General features: G+C 35.2%; 11 protein-coding genes. 1 reads left to right on the top strand and 10 read right to left on the bottom strand.

Going from position 1 to position 20,348, the window contains the following annotated elements:
- Positions 1 to 76 precede the first annotated feature (76 nt).
- The 7 genes from Cop2CBH44_RS06745 to Cop2CBH44_RS06775 all read right to left on the bottom strand — a co-directional run bounded on the left by Cop2CBH44_RS06745 (position 77) and on the right by Cop2CBH44_RS06775 (position 15,887).
- Positions 77 to 1,060, bottom strand: a complete 984-nt coding sequence (locus tag Cop2CBH44_RS06745; RefSeq protein ID WP_021931382.1) for a DUF5017 domain-containing protein — start codon at positions 1,058 to 1,060, stop codon at positions 77 to 79.
- 19 nt (positions 1,061 to 1,079) lie between these two features.
- Positions 1,080 to 2,720: a RagB/SusD family nutrient uptake outer membrane protein gene (locus Cop2CBH44_RS06750; protein WP_021931381.1), complete on the bottom strand. Its 1,641-nt coding sequence runs from the start codon at positions 2,718 to 2,720 to the stop codon at positions 1,080 to 1,082.
- A 17-nt stretch (positions 2,721 to 2,737) separates the two neighbouring features.
- Positions 2,738 to 5,869: a SusC/RagA family TonB-linked outer membrane protein gene (locus tag Cop2CBH44_RS06755; RefSeq protein WP_021931380.1), complete on the bottom strand. Its 3,132-nt coding sequence runs from the start codon at positions 5,867 to 5,869 to the stop codon at positions 2,738 to 2,740.
- A 575-nt stretch (positions 5,870 to 6,444) separates the two neighbouring features.
- Positions 6,445 to 7,230: a UxaA family hydrolase gene (locus Cop2CBH44_RS06760; protein ID WP_200755772.1), complete on the bottom strand. Its 786-nt coding sequence runs from the start codon at positions 7,228 to 7,230 to the stop codon at positions 6,445 to 6,447.
- A 186-nt stretch (positions 7,231 to 7,416) separates the two neighbouring features.
- Entirely contained in the window at positions 7,417 to 9,309 is a 1,893-nt protein-coding gene (locus tag Cop2CBH44_RS06765) for an ABC-F family ATP-binding cassette domain-containing protein (protein ID WP_021931378.1), read from the bottom strand.
- A gap of 698 nt (positions 9,310 to 10,007) precedes the next feature.
- Positions 10,008 to 13,124 (bottom strand): beta-galactosidase, LacZ type, encoded by a 3,117-nt coding sequence (lacZ, locus tag Cop2CBH44_RS06770; RefSeq protein ID WP_200755773.1) that lies wholly within the window; start codon positions 13,122 to 13,124, stop codon positions 10,008 to 10,010.
- A 222-nt stretch (positions 13,125 to 13,346) separates the two neighbouring features.
- Positions 13,347 to 15,887, bottom strand: coding sequence for a DUF5686 and carboxypeptidase-like regulatory domain-containing protein (locus tag Cop2CBH44_RS06775; RefSeq protein ID WP_200755774.1), 2,541 nt, complete (start codon positions 15,885 to 15,887; stop codon positions 13,347 to 13,349).
- A gap of 197 nt (positions 15,888 to 16,084) precedes the next feature.
- On the opposite strand from Cop2CBH44_RS06775, the gene Cop2CBH44_RS06780 reads away from it, so the two are divergent.
- Positions 16,085 to 16,552: a CYTH domain-containing protein gene (locus Cop2CBH44_RS06780; protein ID WP_200755775.1), complete on the top strand. Its 468-nt coding sequence runs from the start codon at positions 16,085 to 16,087 to the stop codon at positions 16,550 to 16,552.
- Positions 16,553 to 16,613: 61 nt separating this feature from the next.
- Here Cop2CBH44_RS06780 and Cop2CBH44_RS06785 read toward each other — a convergent pair whose 3' ends face one another.
- The 3 genes from Cop2CBH44_RS06785 to Cop2CBH44_RS06795 form a co-directional block, all read right to left on the bottom strand.
- Positions 16,614 to 17,324 (bottom strand): hypothetical protein, encoded by a 711-nt coding sequence (locus tag Cop2CBH44_RS06785; protein ID WP_200755776.1) that lies wholly within the window; start codon positions 17,322 to 17,324, stop codon positions 16,614 to 16,616.
- An 8-nt stretch (positions 17,325 to 17,332) separates the two neighbouring features.
- Entirely contained in the window at positions 17,333 to 18,700 is a 1,368-nt protein-coding gene (locus tag Cop2CBH44_RS06790; protein ID WP_021931130.1) for an endonuclease I family protein, read from the bottom strand.
- Positions 18,701 to 18,867: 167 nt separating this feature from the next.
- Entirely contained in the window at positions 18,868 to 20,334 is a 1,467-nt protein-coding gene (locus tag Cop2CBH44_RS06795; RefSeq protein WP_200755777.1) for an Ig domain-containing protein, read from the bottom strand.
- Positions 20,335 to 20,348: the final 14 nt, after the last annotated feature.

The raw sequence follows: 20,348 nt of genomic DNA on the forward strand, positions 1-20,348 counted from the left end.
CAGAGAATAGCCAATTAACCGGAAAAACACACGATTAATCAACCGCCATTTTCGTTCCCATACCTTTTATTGTCGATTAATCTATTATTTTTATAGTAAGTTCCTTTACAACCATCTCTTTTTCTGAAAAACGAGAATTAAAAGCAACAAAAGTCACTGTAAACATACCTGTTGTATTATATATATACTGGTAATCTCTGATACGATCATCGTCATAAGCCTTTATCCCCTCACCCAGATCAGGAGAGACCGAAGTCAAATCGATCGCTTCAGTTACAGCCCAGTCATCATAAGCCACACTCGATGAATAACCAATATAAATACGATTATCCGTAACTGCATTACGGATGTCCCATACCCTGTTTGATGCAGAACCCCCATTCGATAAATAAGGATCAGTACCTATAGGAGCATTAAAATCATATACAATCCACCCTGCATTCCCTGTATTCATCACGGAATAAGAAGTTCCGTCCGCCTCATTATTTATAGATAGATTTTTTACCTGATAACGTGGCCATTCCCCCGAATTTTTAGGACGTACGCAACGAAAAGCAACATACAAAGGCTTTCCCGCATATTCTCCTAAATCTATTTTAGGAGTAGAGTTTGTAGTATTAGGTATTACAGGAATATTACATTGGTCGCTTATATCTATCCACGTAGCCTCTTGTATCCTTTGAGCATCGATTTTCGAATCTTTTGTGAACCCCTTAAAATCAGATGAAAGTAGTACTTTCAAGCTTCCATCCGGCATACCTGATCCCTCCAGTTCCACATCAAATTGCATATAAGGAGAACCATCAATTGATGTTCGGTTTCTATGTTTATACATCATTCCCGGCTCACCCGAATAAAACGTTATCATATCAGCTTGTGCATCGATATTAAATTTTATATTCTCTCCTTTTCTAAATACCGGAATATTATTTTCATCGATTGTCACAGCATTCTCAGTATCCACACTTATCTTTAACGTCGGTATTTCCAAATCCAAATTATCACAAGATGACCCAAATAGAAGACTGATACCTGCCAACAAAAATATATTTTTAGTCATTTTTACTTTAATTTTAAAATTACCAATACTTGTTTTGTTTCATTTTATTATTCAAATTCAACTCGCTCTGAGGAATAGGAAATAATAAATACTTCTCCGTCATTTTACTGGCAATGGCTGCCATTTTCGTCCGTTGATTAGCATCACTTGTACGCCCATTACCTACATTTCCGGTTTCATAAGGTTCCGCTGCAGCTTTTTGCATTTCCTGAACATAAATTCCCCACCGAATAAGGTCATGTTTCCGAATCCCTTCAAAACACAGCTCTCGAGCTCTCTCATCTCTAATTATCTGACGTAACTCATCTGCACCGGTAACTGTAATTTTTGTGTCATCCGTTGTACCTGTTGTGTAACATTTTACTCCAGCACGTTCCCTTACCTGATTAAGCGCAGCAAGAGCAACATCTGTTGCCCCATGCAACTCATTCTCAGCCTCAGCAATCATAAGCAGCACATCTGAATATCTCAATATAGGGAAATTAGTTGTACTGTAATTTTTCGTTTTAGGTTTCACACTTTCTTCTTCTCTTCTCCATTTTGCAGCACAACGCTCAGCAATAGATGTAAAAGATGTCGTTTTCTCATCATACTTGTTTACATCTGTTGTATTGAACTTATACGGAGCTATACTCCGCATCTTTCTTTTATCAGTATCATCAAATAAATCCCACAACTTCAAGCGAGTACGAATATATCCATATGAATATCCCAAATCATCCTTATCTGAATAACAAATAATTCCATTTGTAACCCCTATCCAACTATATTTATCACTCTTTCCCGGATCTGTCGTAGAATTCCCAACAAAATTAGCTTCCCACATACTTTCTCTATATTGTACATCTTGTATATCTTGAGAATGATTTATAAATATTTGATCATAATCACGATTCAACATGTGTAAATGACTTAATTCCACTTGCTGAGCCCAATAGAGAGCCTTCTCATACATATCCTCTCCCATATACAATGGATAACCAGCCATCTTCAAATAAATACGGGCAAGGATACCCTGAGCCACTGTCGTACTTACACGTGATACATGGTTGTAACTATCAGCAGGGTTAAGCATGTCTTTTTCAAGTATATCCTCAATCTCCTCAACAACAGTCTGAAATATTTCCTTTTGCGAAGTTGGTGCAATATTAACCTCAGAGACTTTTTTGCTAGAAACCATCTTCAAAGGCACTGCTCCCCAATTATCAGCCAACAAATAATGATAATATGCCCTCAGGAAACGAGTTTCTCCAATATACTTATTCCGAGCTGTTTCTTCCAATCCATCCACCTTCCCAATATTTTCTAACAAAACATTTGACCGCTCTATCCCTTCATACAAACTATTCCACAAATTGGCTAAATGAGGCTGCGCCGGGGTATAATTCCAACTACAAAGGCGATTTATGATATCAGCCTCACTTTGGTTCCAATAACACAAATCATCCATTGCACCATCAATAACCAAATACCGTCCATAAGTATTCTGGCTACCCAATACAGAATATATAGCACCTAAAGAATTTATGACATCATCTTCTGTTTTATAATAACTCTCTATTGAAAGAAAATCCTTTGGATTAGTATCCAGCAAATCACTACAAGCCGCAAACAAAGAAACAGATACAGCCAAACCTATATATATTATCGTCTTTTTCATCAGTATTTTTTATTTAATTATTTCAAACTCATATTCAACCCTATAGAGAAAGTTCTTGCACGAGGATATGCTGAAAAATCAAATCCAGGAGTCAGTACATTATTGCGTGTCGATACTTCAGGATCCATTCCCGTATATTTTGTCCATGTCCATAAATTCTGTCCTGATACGAAAATTCTCACATTCTGCAGATACAGTTTATTTGCAATTTTTTTCGGCATGTTATAGCCTAAAGTCACCGTTTTTAATCTTAAATAAGAACCATCCTCAATACCATATGTAGAATAGTACCCTCCCGAGCCTTCATTGATACGAGGAATATCACTATTCGGGTTTTCCGGTGTCCAACGATTAATGTAAGAAGCAAACATATTGGAATTAGGCATATAATAACGCTCAAACATATATTTATTCGCATTAATAATATCATTTCCATAAGACCACTGAAAAAATATACTTAAATCAAAATCTTTATACCGAAAAACATTGGTAAATCCTCCTGTATGAATCGGTGTTCCTCTCCCAATAATGGTACGATCATTATCATCAATAACACCATCGTCATTGATATCTCTATATTTCATATCTCCAGGCTGGACATTTTTGCGAGCACCTGGATAAGCGATATTATCTTTCAAATAATATGTATCCCCAGTACGAGTAAAATCATCATACTTATAAGTTCCTTCATAAACAAAACCATACATCTGACCCAAAGGTTCTCCTATACGAGCTATATACGCAGGTTGAGATTGCCAGTTATATTCCCACCATACCGAACTTACAATGGTTTCCTGATTTTCTGTCAATGCCAGCACTTTATTCTTGTTAAATGCTATATTAAAATTGGTTTCCCAAGAAAAATCCTTCGTTTTGACATTTAATGTATTCAATGTCAGTTCGAGACCCCGATTTTCAACTTCGCCTATATTTTTATACGAAGTTGCGTAACCGAATGAACCTGGTAGTTGAGCATTCAATAACAAATCTCTTGTTCGTTTCAAATAAAGGTCTCCTGTAAAATTAATCCGGTTATTAAATAACTTCAAATCTAAACCAATATTACTTTGCATTGTAGTCTCCCATTTCAAATCAGGATTCCCCATTACAGTCTTTGCCGTACCTAAAATAGGTGTATTTCCAAAATAATATTTGTTAGGTTTATCCGCTGTAATCTGCGGAAGTGAAGCATATTCACTTACCCGATTATTCCCTGTCAACCCCCAACTAACGCGAAGCTTGGCATCATTTATAAATTTTAGGCCTTTCATAAATTTTTCTTTATTGAAACGCCACATTACCGATGCCGATGGAAAATATCCCCATTTATTACTATCAGAAAATTTTGAAGAACCATCGGCTCGCATAGTCGCTGTCAAATAATACTTCCAATCATAATTATAATTAAACCGAGCATACCCTGAAGCCAGCACCCAATCATTTCGATAGGTTTCCATACTATAAAATTCTCCTTGATCCAAACCACTCATACCCAATTGCTCATAAGGAACTTGTTGCATACGAACATATGTATATACCCTATCTCCTTTTTGTACCGAAAAGCCTCCCAAACCTTCAACTGAATGTTTCCTAATTTTCTTTTTATAAGTCAGCGTATTTTCAGAAACCCAACTCATTTTTTCATCATAAGCCATTCCTCCGTTGACACCCAGCGTCGTAGTCACCGGATTACCGCTTCGGGTTTTGGAATTATTGAACGTATCATTTCTCGAATTATCTTTTGAATAACCAATTGTTGAACGAAATTTCAAATCATATGGTAAGGAAATATCCACATATCCATTAGTCATGAAATAAGTATAATTACGATTATCTATCTCATTATTCATAGCTACAATAGGATTGATACGATAATTATCTTGTGTATTCAATATTGGGTCAAACAAGTCATTTTCTAAATCAAAATTACTGGAACCTGTTACCGGTCTATAAGCCCATGTATTCTGCAATAAACTATAAGTTCCAGAACCTTCAGACAGCCAAGGCCCATAATATTTAGTTTGTGAATAAGATGCCTTTACCCCTATTTTTAACCACTTTCTTACATCCTGATCTACAGAAACACGCCCCTGATAACGTTTAAATCCCGAATTAATTACTACACCACGCTGATCTGTATACGAAAATGAAGCACTATACTTCGTATTTCCTGACCCAGACATTAAAGATATTCCATGTTTTTGAGTAATAGCCTGCCGAAATAGTTGCTCTTGAAAATCAGTCCCTGTACCCCTATAATCATCAAGTGTTCTTCCATCAAAAAAATAATATTTTTCCATTGTTTCCGGACCAAAAACCTCCCCTTGCATCTTAACAAACTCATAACCATCCATTAAATCCATGGTTTTAGCAACATTCTGCACACCAAAATATCCATTATAAGTAAGTGTCGGTTTAGATGCCGTCCCAGACTTTGTCGTAATCAAAATAACCCCATTTGCCCCTCTTGCCCCATAAATAGCTGTCGCTGAAGCATCTTTCAATATTTCCATTGATTCAATGTCACTGGGATCGACAACACTGCTTAATGATGATTCCACCGGAAATCCATCAATAACATACAACGGTGAATTACTTTGTGTTATAGAATTAGCCCCTCTAATAATAATAGAGGCATCTACACCTGGTGTTCCATCAGAAGCAACAACATTAACCCCTGCAACACGACCCGCCAAAGATTCATCAAACGTAGGAACCGCAGCTTTCTGCATTTCCTTAATATCGACTTTATCCACTGATCCCGTAAGGTCTCGACGCACAACTGTACCATAACCCACCACAACAACCTCATCTAAAGACTGAGCCTCTTCGTTCAACGTAATTTTCAATGTTTCTGATTTTTTCACCAAGACTTCTTTTTTATTAAATCCAAGATAAGAAAAAAGGAGAATCGGATTTTTCACGGTATTTGGAACTAAAATAGAAAATTTCCCATCTATATCAGTTATCGCGCCAATCTTCGTATCCTTTACCATAATATTTACACCAACAAGAGGCTCATCTGTTATATCTACAACACTGCCTTTTATTGTAATCTGTGACAAAATATTTGGTGCAAACAAAAGCAACATACTTATAAATAAACTCCTGTTCAAGATATAAATCAATCTACTCCTCGTCTTTTTCATAATATTTCATTTGTATTCAACTTATAAATCATACTAACACTAATAACCAGAAAAATACACAAAAAGAACATTCTTCTCATTAAATTCTTATTCTATATCATCTATTATACGGTGATACAAAAACATTAATATATATTTTCGTTTATATATTATAAAATACGTTTGTACAGAATTGAACTGTTTACTTTTTGTATGGAAACAAAATTATACTCACACAGCAATAGAATACGGAAGAAAAGTCCAAATAATTTGATAAAATATGATATTCAAGGCTATTTTTATGTTATTTCATTTAAAATATCGTATTCTATCAAAATCCCTATTTCTATCTATTCATCCAATAAATTAGAAAAATCCCCCCTAATCAAGCAATAAATAATGATTAATCAATAATATATATAATAACGAATAATCAATCCTAATATTATAGAACCTTATATAAACCCATACAATCCACTATAATCAACAACCTCAACATTTTTAAAATTATCGATAGCTGTAGTGAATAATTACACCCTAATATTCGATAGTATCACAATCATAATATCTATAAGACCAAAGATAATTCGCTACTTTCAATCAAGCCGTAATTTTGATAAAGGAATCTCTGTGATTTCATTTTTAGATGCACGTATATATAATTCTTTAAGGAGCTTCAAACAAGATTTTTGCCCAGTTTTATTATCTTTTACTGATATAAAACGAATACGTCCAGAATCATATTTTCCTAAAAATTTTTTAAATGACTCTATTTTATCAAAATCGTTCTCTGACGCAATTACCAAAACTCCTCCGGCATTAGGATGGCACACCAAATCTTTTAAAATTTTATATGAATAACTATTTGGCTCAGGATGGCTAAACAATACCCTATTATATGGAAAAGGAACTATAAAATTAATACCATTACCATCCATTGTCGAACGCAAAGAATCGGCCAGCTCATATACTAAAGACGTCACATTTTCAGAAGCAGCAATAATCCACACATCGTTTCTTACCCCAGCTTCTCCACTCTTCCTTAAATATCCTTTACAAATATCCTGATTCCAAAGACTTGACAAATCTACCTGATGAGTTTTACGAGTATCTTGGATACCTGTCGGACAAATACGCGCATTTTTCTCATTTATCCATTCACCTCGATCTATATAATCTGTGACATAACCAATAGGACAACCATATTTTATAATATAATCTCCTGCTTCAAGATTAAGAAGAGCTATTTTTTGTCCAGCAGGAATATCTCTAGGAAGAATAATATCCCATCCATCAACATTCAATCTTTTCCCAGCACGAAGAGGTACTACAGCTACAGCCACATTATCGTCGGGATTCACTTTCAGGCATAGGTCACACATCTCTTTATCTTAACAATTTAAAATCTACATTATAATAGTAGAAAAGATATTAATTAAATTGAGTTTTCAAATTTATAAATTTTATTTTAAATAAAGACACCAACAACAACTACAACTCATCTATTCATATAATATTATTTTCTTATTATAAATAAAATACATACTTACTAATCCATCTTTTTTAGTCTATTGCATTTCACTCAACTCCAACCAACGCATTGTTTTTTCATCTATTAAATCAATAAGAACAGCAATACGATTTGATTTTTCGATTAATTCATCTGTCGGTAATACTCCAGAACTCATCTCTGTCTCAAGACAAGACTTTTCCTCTTCAAGCATTGGTATTTGTTTTTCCAATTCTTCAAACTCCTTGCGTTCCTTAAACGTCAATTTCCGCTTACCTGTATCTTGAGCATCATTTCGCTTATACAGAATTTTTTCATTTGCATTACTTTTCTTTATTTGAGCATTAAGTTCCGACCTTTCTTTTTGTTCCTGAAAATCTTTCCACTCCCGATAATCGGTATAGCTTCCAGGAAAATCTTTCAATTCAGCATTACCCTTAAACACCAATAAATGGTCTACAACTTTATCCATGAAATAACGGTCGTGAGAAACGACAATCACACACCCCTTAAATGTTCTCAAATATTCTTCTAAAACATTTAACGTTACTATATCCAAATCATTAGTAGGTTCATCAAGTACCAAAAAATTAGGATTACTGATAAGAACTGTACATAAATACAATCTTCGTTTCTCACCTCCACTTAATTTATAAATATAATTATATTGTGTTTCCGGTGTAAACAAAAAGTGTTGCAAAAATTGAGAGGCTGACAATTTCTTTCCATCTCCCAATGAAATTTCTTCTGCAATATTTCGTACAGCATCGATTACTCTCATTTGCTCATCAAACTGAAGACCATCTTGACTATAATACCCAAAACGAACTGTTTCACCTATCTCTATTTCCCCTTCATCCGGGGATACCAACCCCATGAGCATTTTTATAAAAGTAGATTTTCCTGTTCCGTTATTGCCCACAATCCCCATCTTTTCATAACGGGCAAATACATAATTAAAATCTTCCAGAATTTTTAATTCTCCAAATTTCTTAGATAAATGCTTTGCTTCAAATATCTTAGATCCTATATAAGAAGATTTAATTTCCAATTTTACATTTCCTAAAGATTTTTCCTGTCGAGCTTTTTCTTCTAACTCATGAAATGCATCTATTCTATATTTTGCTTTTGTTCCCCTGGCCTGAGGCTGACGGCGAATCCAATCAAGCTCTGTTCGCAACAAATTATTAGCTCGGTCTATCGCAGCATTTTGAGCATCTACTCTTTCTTGGCGTTTTTCAAGATAATAACTATAATTCCCTTTATAATTATATAGTCGACGATTATCAATTTCTACAATTTCATTGCAAACTCTATCCAAAAAATAGCGGTCATGAGTGACCATTAGCAAACTCACATTCGTTCTTTTCAGATAATCCTCCAGCCATTCCGTCATTTCCAAATCTAAATGATTTGTCGGTTCATCTAAAATCAATAAATCGGGTTCAGCTATTAGTACGTTTGCCAAAGCGACCCGTTTCAATTGCCCTCCAGAAAGGTGTTCTATTTTTTGAGTAAAATTATTTATTTTTAATTGAGATAATATTTGCTTTGCTTTTTGCTCATAATCCCAAGCCTTAAAATAATCCATTCTGCCTAATACCTCTTCTAATTTTGAATGGTCTGAAGAGTTTATTATCGATTCATACTCAGATATTAACTGAACTATCTCATTATCAGAATGAAAACATGCATCAAGGACTGACAATGCCGCTGGATATTTGGGATCTTGCTCCAGATAACCCACTTTTAAGTCTCTGCGAAACACAACTGATCCCGCCTCATAATCCTCTTTTCCTGCTATTATATTCAACAATGTTGTCTTTCCCGAACCATTTTTAGCAATCAACCCGATTCTTTCACCCTCTGCTATTCCAAAAGACAATTCATCAAAAAGCAATAAGTCTCCAAACGATTTTCTTAATCCATCAACCTGTAAATAACTAACCATTTTACTTCATACTGATTTTGAATGTAAAAGTAACAAATAATTCTGGAACAAGAGGAAAACTAAAAAGATTATATACCTACTCCAATCTATCCTATTTTCTTCATTAATATAAAAACATCATACCTAAAATAATTATATAATATAATATCCTATCTTTCCACCATCATAAATATATTACACAGATTCGGCACTAAATTTATGACCAAATCGTAACAAAATGGCAGATTTTCTAGTGTAAAATAGACACTTATACCAGTATTTTAACTGTTTTTTAGAAGAAAAGTAGCTTTTTGAATAAACTTTTCACACAAAAACAGTTTTTTAATAAATAAAAACTGTATCTTTGTCAAGTTATGAAAAAAGAGAAGAGAGAAAATTCTCTCGCCAATCTTGTTATCCTTCTATACTAAAAACACACACAAAACGCCGACATTATCCGTTACGTACGCAAGACTCCCCAAAACATTCGGTCGGGAATGTAAGGTCTTGCCGAGAAACATCTTCAAAAAAATACCTTTTTCGAAAATTATAAAAGAATATATATCATATTCTCTTTCGTATTTTCGAAATTTTATTTGTAGAAGAAATCTCTAAAAACCTTTTTATCTCTCAAACCTAATTTATCCATCAAAACACCTATAAATAAAAAAATGGGTTGCGGAATTTATCCGCAACCCATTTTTTACAAGATATTTTTCTTAATAAGCTGATTTTACTGGTATCATTTTAAATGTAAAAGTATAATCACCATAAGGAAGTCTATATTTTTCCAGTGGCAAAGCACCCCAACTGTTGATACAACCTAAACCCATTTGAGCCTTATCAATACAGAAATTCGTCAAAGATGCCTTTTCCACTTCAGCAGCATGACGCTGTATTTTCTTTTCCCCCTCATCAAGAGACTCTATTGTATAATGTAATGCAGAAGCTGAAAAAGGAGCATCCGAAATAAAACTCAACCCTGCTCCATCAATATTTGTCAAGTTCCACCAACGAATATCACTTTTTGTCCCTGTTTCTTGAGGACGGATATAAGGATAATATTGTTCGTCAACAGATTGTTTATATACACCTAACAATGTTGAATTTTTCCGGTCTGCATAATTTTCAATAGGACCTCTACCATAATACAAAATACGATTAAATGATTCCGGCATCTGTATTTGCATACCAAAACGGAACATATCCGGCACCTCAGCTGTCGAAGATGCTGTCATTTTCTGTGTTATAACGATTTCTCCCACATTATTAATCACATAGCTCAATTCCAACTGAGCCGATACAGAAGGCATATCATATAATGCTTTTACCTTAATCAGCCCGTTTTCTTCCACAGTATCTAAAGACTTAAGTACAAATCCTGGATTTTTCCATACTCTATATTTCATTTGCAAACCAGCCCCAAAATCATTATCCGTAGGAGCTCGCCAAAAATTAGGCTTCAAAACAGCACCATCACTTAACATCGAAACTCCATCTACTACATAATTACATAACCACCCAGTAGATTTATCAAATGCAATATCCAATATATCAGACTTTAATGTCAATTTATTACCCATATCTTTAACAACAGGTAATTGGACAGATGTATTTTTATCCTGAATTTTATTCTTTATAGTAATAGCAGGTATAACACCATCTTTTATTACCAATTGATTATAAGCAACTACATACCCTGCAGGCAATAACCCTTCTGCTGCTTTTTTCTTAAATTCAATATTCAATAACAATTCCTTATCCGAAGGTAACGATGCAAAATCATAATTAAGTTTTATTGAAGATGTTTGTTGAGGCAAGACATTCAAATCAGGAACAACACCTTCTTGAATAGAAACGCCATCGGCCAAAATTTTCCATTGGGCATATATACCAGCCAAATCAGTAAAGAAATTTTCATTATATACAGCAACCTCTCCCTTTTGCAAGTCAACAGGTGATGCCCATATAGACTGATAAATATGACGTACTTCATCAGCATGAGGATTCGGCCGACGGTCAGGGCTTATCAAACCATTATCACAAAAATTATAGTCCGAAGGATCATCATGATTATTAAAATCTCCGGCATAAGCATAAATATCTATTCCATTTTTATTCTTTACTCGAACAGACTGATCCACAAAATCCCAAATATATCCACCTTGATAATTCGGATATTTACGCACCAAATCCCAATATTCTTTGAAACCTCCTTCTGAATTTCCCATGGCGTGAGCATATTCACATTGAATCAAAGGCATAGGTGGATTATTCTTTAAATATTTCTCACATGCATCATAAGGTAAATACATCGGGCAATATATATCCGTATTACTACCCAACTCTGCACGTTCATAATGAACTGGCCGAGAAGAATCGGTTTCCTTTATCCATTTATAACATGCTGTAAAGTTAGGACCATCTCCAGCCTCGTTACCTAAAGACCATACAATGACAGATGGATGGTTCCAATTACGTTGGACATTACGCTGATTCCGCTCAAGATGAGCTTTTGCATAGGCTGGAACCTTTGCTAAAGTCTCTTTATCATATCCCATACCATGAGACTCTATATTAGCTTCTGCTACGACATAAATACCATACTTATCACACAAATCATACCAACGACTATCGTCAGGATAATGACAAGTACGAACAGCATTAATATTATGCTCTTTCATGATTTTAATATCTTGTATCATTCGTTCTACTGATACAACATATCCGCCACGAGGATCTATCTCATGACGATTAGCTCCCTTAAACAAAACAGGCTTACCGTTGATTAACAACTGGGCATTTTTTATTTCAACTTTGCGGAAACCGACATTTATTGGAATAACTTCTTTTACTTGACCATTTTTGGCTTTTAATGTCGCTGTCAGCACATATAAATTTGGAGTCTCTGAAGTCCATTTAGCCGGATTAGTAACAGCCATAGTCACTTGAGCTTTCTTACCTTTCGCTTTAATTGTTTCCGATTTCACAACCTGACCTGCCGCATCTTTCAAATCCAAAATAACTTGAGCTCCAGAAGCTTTACTCGACAATTCAACGTCTATATCCAAAACTCCATTCTGATATACAGCATCAAGGTCTGGAGTTACTCGAATATCTTTTATATATTCCTTATTTCTAACGTACAGATAGCAATCGCGTCCGACTCCCGAATATCGAAAAAAGTCTTGGTCTTCAAGATAAGTGCCATCACACCAACGAAATACCTGAAAAGCTATTACATTTTTACCAGGTTTCAAATATGGAGTCAAATTAAATTCAGCTTCCAATTTGCTATCTTCACTATAACCCACATATTTCCCGTTTACCCATAAATACATGTTAGATGTAACAGAACCGAAATGGGCAAATATTTCTTTGTCCTTCCATGATACAGGTATAGTAATCTCCCGACGATAAGACCCTACATGATTATTCTCTACCGGGACTTCAGGAGGATTATTTTTAAAATGTTTCCGCCAGGCATACCCAATATTCACATAAATCGGGTCACCATACCCATAAATCTCCCACATTCCGGGCACAGGTATTGTCTTCCACGAAGAGTCATCAAAATTATTTTTATAAAAATCTGTTGGTCGAATATCCGAATCTTTTACCCAATAAAACTTCCATGCTCCATTTAAAGTCATAAAATTGGCCGATTGGCTTGGTTCCTGGTTACAAGCCACTTCCGAATTTTCATAAGCAAAATAATGGGAATGCATCGGCAGCCGGTTAACAGCATTTACACCCGGATCTTTCCACTCGTTTCCTTGAGCAAATACGCTCATACCGGCAATCAGAAAGCCGGCAAGAATGTTCAGTCGTTTCATTTTAATGGTATTATTGTGTGTTATCATAATATTGTCATACAAATATAAAAAGAATTCTTACTAAAGTGTTCCTTTTACATTTATTTCACATATTTAATTATAGACAAAACAACTTAACTTTCAAAATCTATATCAAATTTTTCTGATTAAAGATAAAAATGTAGATTATAAATCTTTTTTAAAATAATATATCTAAAAATTTCTACCGGCCTCTACAATATTCTAAAAATTAAAATGCAAAGCTATACGAACTCCACTTTTACTTATATTAGGTAAATTCCGATAAGTTAACCTCCATACATAATCAATGCGTAAAACTGTAAAGATATTATCCAATCCGACACTTGCTTCCATATAAGGCATCTTACTCATCAATTGAGTTTCTTTAGGAAATATAAATATACTATTCTCAGGACTGTTCTTTTTCGTCAAATTTCCGTACAGCCCCCTAAAAGCAACTACTTCTCTCAATTTCAAATATTTAATCAAAGGTATACGATTCAGAAGAGCACCGTTAGCCCAATAAGTAAGGTCCCAAGAAACATACTCATCATTAATAAATTCCATAGGATTCATCAATTCATACGACTCTTCTCGAATCGTATATGACAAATTTGCATTTGGAATTATCAACATAGGATAAGGAGCTTTATCCCAAACTTTTCCAGCCTTAATTAAAATATCGGTATATCCAAAAGCCGAAAACCAAAAACGCTTCTGTATACCCAATTCCGTATGGTTTACATTATATTTGCTATCAAATATACCTTTAATACCAACCGTATGGCTCAGAGTAAATATAGGAGCATCTTTTGTAATAGGATAACGTGTCGTCTTAGTTTGATAAAATTTCTCATTCGGTGCATAACGCAACTTTATTTCAGCTTCAGCTTGAGAATATTGTCTCAATCGGGTTCCATTCTGCAATATAAACTCTACTTGCGGTGAAGCAGTCGCATACTCCGTCATATAACGGGCATTCAATCCATATGAAAAACCACTTTCATGTTCTCTCAAATAGTTTATTTCCGATTTTCTCTCATACACACTTCTATCATCCTTCATACGTTTCAATGATAGAAAGATATTATCCTTATTCGTATAAAGATAATGTTGTCCCAATTGATTCAAATCATAAGTATGCGATACTTTCAGAGAATGTATAGGAAATTCCCGAGCATGATATTTTTTCTTATTGAAAGAATATTCTACTTCCGCTGAATATTTAAATTTTTTATCTCTAGTACCATAAGCTACATATCCTCGTGTAAACCAATTCGGACTAAGGTTGGCCGTCGTCAATCCACCTACCCTGAAACGAGCACCTTCGACACCATTTCCACTAATAGTCGTATTCATCGGTCCTATATCGAATTTACTATCCTTTGCCGTCTCGATATATCCTGAAACCAAAATTGATATAATTTTTTCCGTATAATAAAAAACCGGAACAGATCTCAATTTAACCAACAATTTATCTACGGCATTCTCTTTTGATTTTATAGGAACTTGCCGATTATCAGCCCAGTAGGCATCAGGCTTTACTTCTGCATCATCTTCAACAATAACACTCCCCTCTTTCGAAAAAAGAGACATATCTTCCGGTGGCGAAAATTCATAATTATTATAACTTGTCAACCTTCGGGCATACAGCCCCTGAGTACCAGGAACTAACTGGAATTCTACAATCATATCATCTTTTTCTTTGATACGGGTCCCATCTTTCGCACGACTATATTCCTGGTTAATAGCCATATTGCTTACATAATTCAAATTTATGTCTTTCGGTACATTTAATTTTATTTTCTTTACAAAATACGTAGAATCAAGTGTAACATACAGATGTCCGGTAAACCCAAATGACTCGGAATTAAATGGGACAAAACCCAAATCAACACATTTTTCTCCATTAACATCCAATGTATCCAACAAATAGTATTTATAGAAAGATGGTCCTATATTAGATAATGGACTTACAAATCGATTCAACATGATATTTACATCATTATTATAAATATCTACCTCTTTAAAGACCTCATCATAGAACTGTTGAAGACTTTCTTGATTAAACATTTCATCAATTCCAGCTCTTTTTATTCCGGTTACAAATTTCTTCTCTGTATGAGGGTCTTTCCTATAATAATTTTTCGCAACTTTTTCTTTAATAGATACAGTCAATATTGGTTTGCCTGATACCTCCGACGTATCCACATAATCGAATATAAACTGAAATTTCTTAAATAGCCACTTTTTTTTCTGCTCCTCCGAAAAATCATTTAATGCCAATGTCAATTTTTCATATTCATCATATTGATAAAAATCCTGTTTTTTAGGACTATAATCATCTCTATGAACAATCATTTTCTTCACAAATTCCACAGCCGGATTACCCTTCCTTCTATACTTTTCCTTTCCTGGGGTAATTACTACTTCCTTAACAGTATAAGATGCCGATAACAAAGCGACATCTATATGGTTAGTAATTCCTTTACGTACCGGAACCGATTTTTCGACATATCCCAAAGACGAAAATACAACCTCTGTGCAATTGCCTGTCGTACGTAAAGAATATTTACCGCTTTCATCAGTCATTCCTCCTACTTGGGTACCCTTCAAAAAAACAGAGACATACGACAATGGCTCATGAGTCAACGAATCTGTCACAATTCCTGTCACAACTGTAGTTTGTTGTGCATACACCTTCACAGGCAACAATAAGCACACAATGACTATATATAATGTAATTTTTATATTTTTGGCCATAAAGATATTTTCAATATTTTTTCAGCTCCGCAAATGTAGAGAAAATATTAAAACTATTCTAACTAAAAAAGTTTTCGCCAATTCAGTTTAACATAGTTTAATTTCTCATTCCCCAGATTTCATTTTATAAACTAAATATTCCACTCTATCTTTACAAAAAATCAAAATAAGTTAAAACAACAGCACATTTCATCACAATGGGTAAAGAAATAGAACGCAAGTATTTAATTAAAACAGATAATTACCGAAGTTGTTCGAGTAAGAAGTACTACAAACAAGGTTACCTGTCTACATCAGAAGAACGAGTCGTACGAATACGTATAATAGAAGAGAAAGGATTCATAACGATAAAAGGCAAAAATAAAGGTGCAACCCGATTAGAATACGAATATCAAATTCCAGTAAACGAGGCTAATGAACTCATTGACACATTGTGTATACATCCTATTATAGAAAAATTCCGCTATACTTGTAAAATAGATGATTTAACATGGGAAATCGATGAATTTTTGGGCGACAATACAGGTCTTGTTATTGCAGAAGTCGAACTACCTGAAGAAAATTATCCCATAACCCTCCCCGATTGGATAGGGAAAGAAGTTACAAGCGATACCAAATATTACAATTCCAATTTAGTCAAACATCCATACAAAGAATGGAAATAGCCCGAACTGAAAAAGAGAAGAAGACAAGCCTCTCATTTTCCTTATCTTCTTCTCTTCCCAACTAAAAAGTATCTGTCACAATACGGACATCTCTCCGCCCAGGAAATTGAAATACTAACCAGACTTTACCATTTTTTATTTGCTTTATTTCTACTTTTTCGGAAATAAGATACTGGATATCCTGATCGGACTCTTTATAAACGACCAAACCATCATCCAAAATTCCCGAAGAGGTAAATGTCCCTAAAGCACTTGCCCTGAAAAATGAATCTTCATCATCTACCCAAGAATAATCATAGGTAACACTCCCCAAAGCAGATACACCTAAAGCATTGACATCCTTCTGTATAGAAAATACTCCTCCTTCTTGAGCATCTATTTTTATGGTGACATCTCTCCAGCCTTCAATACGGGAAGTCTCATCTTTTATAAAATCAGTTTCCAATTGTGCATTTTCTACAACTGTAATTGTACATGTTTGTTGATCTCCCCCTTCCCCTGTAACAGTCAATGTCGTACTACCTACCTTTATACCTGTTATATGCACTACTCCATTGCTTACAGATAGAGCAACAATCCGGTCATTTGATAACTCCGTAGTAAAATTTTCACTCCCCGAAACTTGTAATAATGCAGTTACTCCGACTTTTACATCCACTCTTGAAAAATTCAATTGTATAGGTGCATAAGTTTTATTATCTTCCTTACATCCTACCCAGAAAAGCAAAGATACAAGTATTCCTATTTTATATGTCACGCTTATATATTTCATAATTTACTTTATTTGACGATAATACGTATATTCCCACTATTCGATGCAGACTTCCATCTTATGACATGAGTACCTTTACCTGCTTCAGAAGGGCTAAAAGTATTTCCACTTACACCATCACCACTCCACGTCACTCCAGCATCCACAACATTAAGAAGCAGAGAAACCGAAGAATCAGAAGCTGAATAGACAGACTTCAGACCGACCGGATATATTCTTTCTATTGAAGCAGGAGCACACACACCTTTCACCGGAATTGTTACTTTATTAAAGTTACTTCCAGAGAAAGTCAATAGTGCACTATGAATTCCAATAGAAGAAGGCGCATACGTTACCACATAACGAATTCCCCTATTTACTTCATCTGAAGACAAAGACGTTGTCGGCAATTTAAAACAAGTGTTTCCCCCTATCGACACATCTACAGCAGACGATATCAACCCACCTTTCACCATTAATGGCAGCTCTCTGGACTGGCCTAAATAGGCAACAGGAGCAACATATAATTCCCCATCGATAGGTGTACTGATGCCTGCGCCAAAATAAAATATTTCTCCATAATGGTCTCCCCATATATACTCAACCAAATCCGGATAATCAATAAAAGGATTTCGATTATACTGGAATGAATATACAGCTTCATTCCTATTCTTTTCTTTTTGACTAACCGGGTCTTGACGATGCCATTTCAACAACAAACTTTTTCCATAGTCCGTCAATGTAGGATATGTATTACTGGCAAACATGGAAGTCACCGCCCAAGTATAATCCTGATAACAAGTAACTAGATACAAATACATCCGGGCAAAATCACCTTTATACTCATCAGCCGGCTCAAAAGCCCGAGTAGTTGTTACTCCAATAGTAGCAATGCCTACTGTAGAAACTCCATTGCTAAAAGAGACCGAGCCTGTTATTTCACCCAAAGGGTAATTCGATTTTGCTGAATTGGCACTGGCATCAGAAGGAACCAAATGATGCAAATCGTAAGATGCATCTTTTTTGAAAGGGGACTGAGAATCTCCCCACCAGCTTTTAGGAACACTATGCTCGATGTTCATTTCTCGGTTCGAGCCGGATTGTCCGCTCGGGAAATAACGGACAATATCAGAATACATATCCCAAATAGAACCCTCAGGATGGCCGGTTATTCCGGAGGGATAAACATCACTTTTTCTGAAAACCGTCCATGTAGAACCATAAGCCGACCCGTAAGGGATTCGTTTATGTTCCTTCAGTATCTGGTAAAGAGAAGTCTTCAACTCGGCTCCCGATTTTCCACTTGCATTTGTATAATACCCTACAGGTATATCTGCAAATAAAAGTGAAACAATAAACAAAGATAAAAAGGTAAGATGAATACGCTTTCCGGTCATAAATGCGGATTTTAATTTATTAATGGAGTACAAAGATACTAAATATTCGAATCTTTTTTACTGTCTATCTTATGCTTTTACATATTTTTCATAACAGAAAAATAAATAAAGGGCTTTCTGCAAATGCAGAAAGCCCTTTATTTATTTTTTAAACAAAAATCTGTCTCTTATTGTTTCTCTGCAATGGAACATTCTCCAATAAAGAAATCACCGCAATTTTTATATGCTCTGATTTCAAACTTAAATCCTACAGCATTTTCCGGGGCAGTTACGGTTGTTGTATACGAACTCCATGCCCCTTCACTCTTCGGGAAATATTTGTTATTAGTACGCAAAGGGTCTGCTGCTGCATCATTTGCATCTGGCATATATACATATCCATTATTAGCATCCAAGAAGAAACTCCACAATCTCAATCCTGAGTCATTCTTACCTCCAGTAACATTATAATACCAAACAGTAATATCATATTGTTTCCCGGCTGTGATTCCGGTCTTCAAGGTTTGAGTGATATAAGTTGTCCCAGTCACATTAGTAAGGCTCAAAGATGTCGTACTCGGAGCATGTACTGTAGTAGTAGACTGAGCCCATACGGTAGCCTCATTATTTCCTTTTGTCCAATTTGGGAAACCGCCATCTGTAAAAGTAGCAAAATCTCCATTTGACAATAAATTTTCCCCAGGCTGTACAGGAGCCTTCACCTCAATTTTAAATGTTTGAGTATCTGAAACATTGTTATTCTTTGCGGTAATGGTTATGTCACCCGTAGTCTCTTCTGCAGAAGGAGCTGTACCACTGATTACTGCTGTACCATCACCATTATCCTGAATTGTCAACCAAGCAGGTAATCCTGTTGCAGATATTTCTGTATTACCAGAAGGGTTATTTACTGATGTCTTAACCGTATATTTATATTCACTACCTAAAGTTACAGTTGTTACGGCAGCCGATGTAATGCTAACCGTCGTTACAGCCGTTACGTCTTTGCCAAAAACAAAATTATCGATACACCATGTCGTAGATTGTTGGCTTCCCCCCGTACCTTTATAATGGAATCCAATAAATATAGTACCTGAATATGCCGATAAATCTATATTTCCAGAAGAAATAAATGAATAATTTGTCGTAGAAGCTGTCGGCATATTAAACCCGGTCAACTTTGTTTCCTTAGTTGTACCATTATCGCATTGTAATACATACACACCGAACTCTGTAGATTCTTTCCAATAAGCCTGTGCCAAATCAAAAGAAACAACCTTATTAGCAGCTTCAGACACATTCAATGCCGGAGATATTACCCAACAATCGACATCACTCGTAGCATTATGAGCTGTAGCCTGAATATAAAAATTACCATCAAATTCTTTTCCCTGGAATTGGCGGGTACCACTAACGATTACATTTTTCCATCCTTGGACATTAAAATTTTCGTTATCAACTACTCCTGTCTGAAAATCAAAAGTATATTCTGAAACCGGTGTTGCATCGCCACAAACATCAACAGTACCTGTCGCACTGCCTCCATCGCCACCCGGAGTTTCAACCCAATCTTCATCATCATCTGATGAGCAAGCTGCAAAACCTACCATGGTAGCCGCCAAAAGCATCCATACTAATTTTCTCATTTTTTTCATAATTATCTGTTTTT

Source organism: Coprobacter secundus subsp. similis, from assembly GCF_015097275.1.
Lineage (GTDB): Bacteria > Bacteroidota > Bacteroidia > Bacteroidales > Coprobacteraceae > Coprobacter > Coprobacter secundus.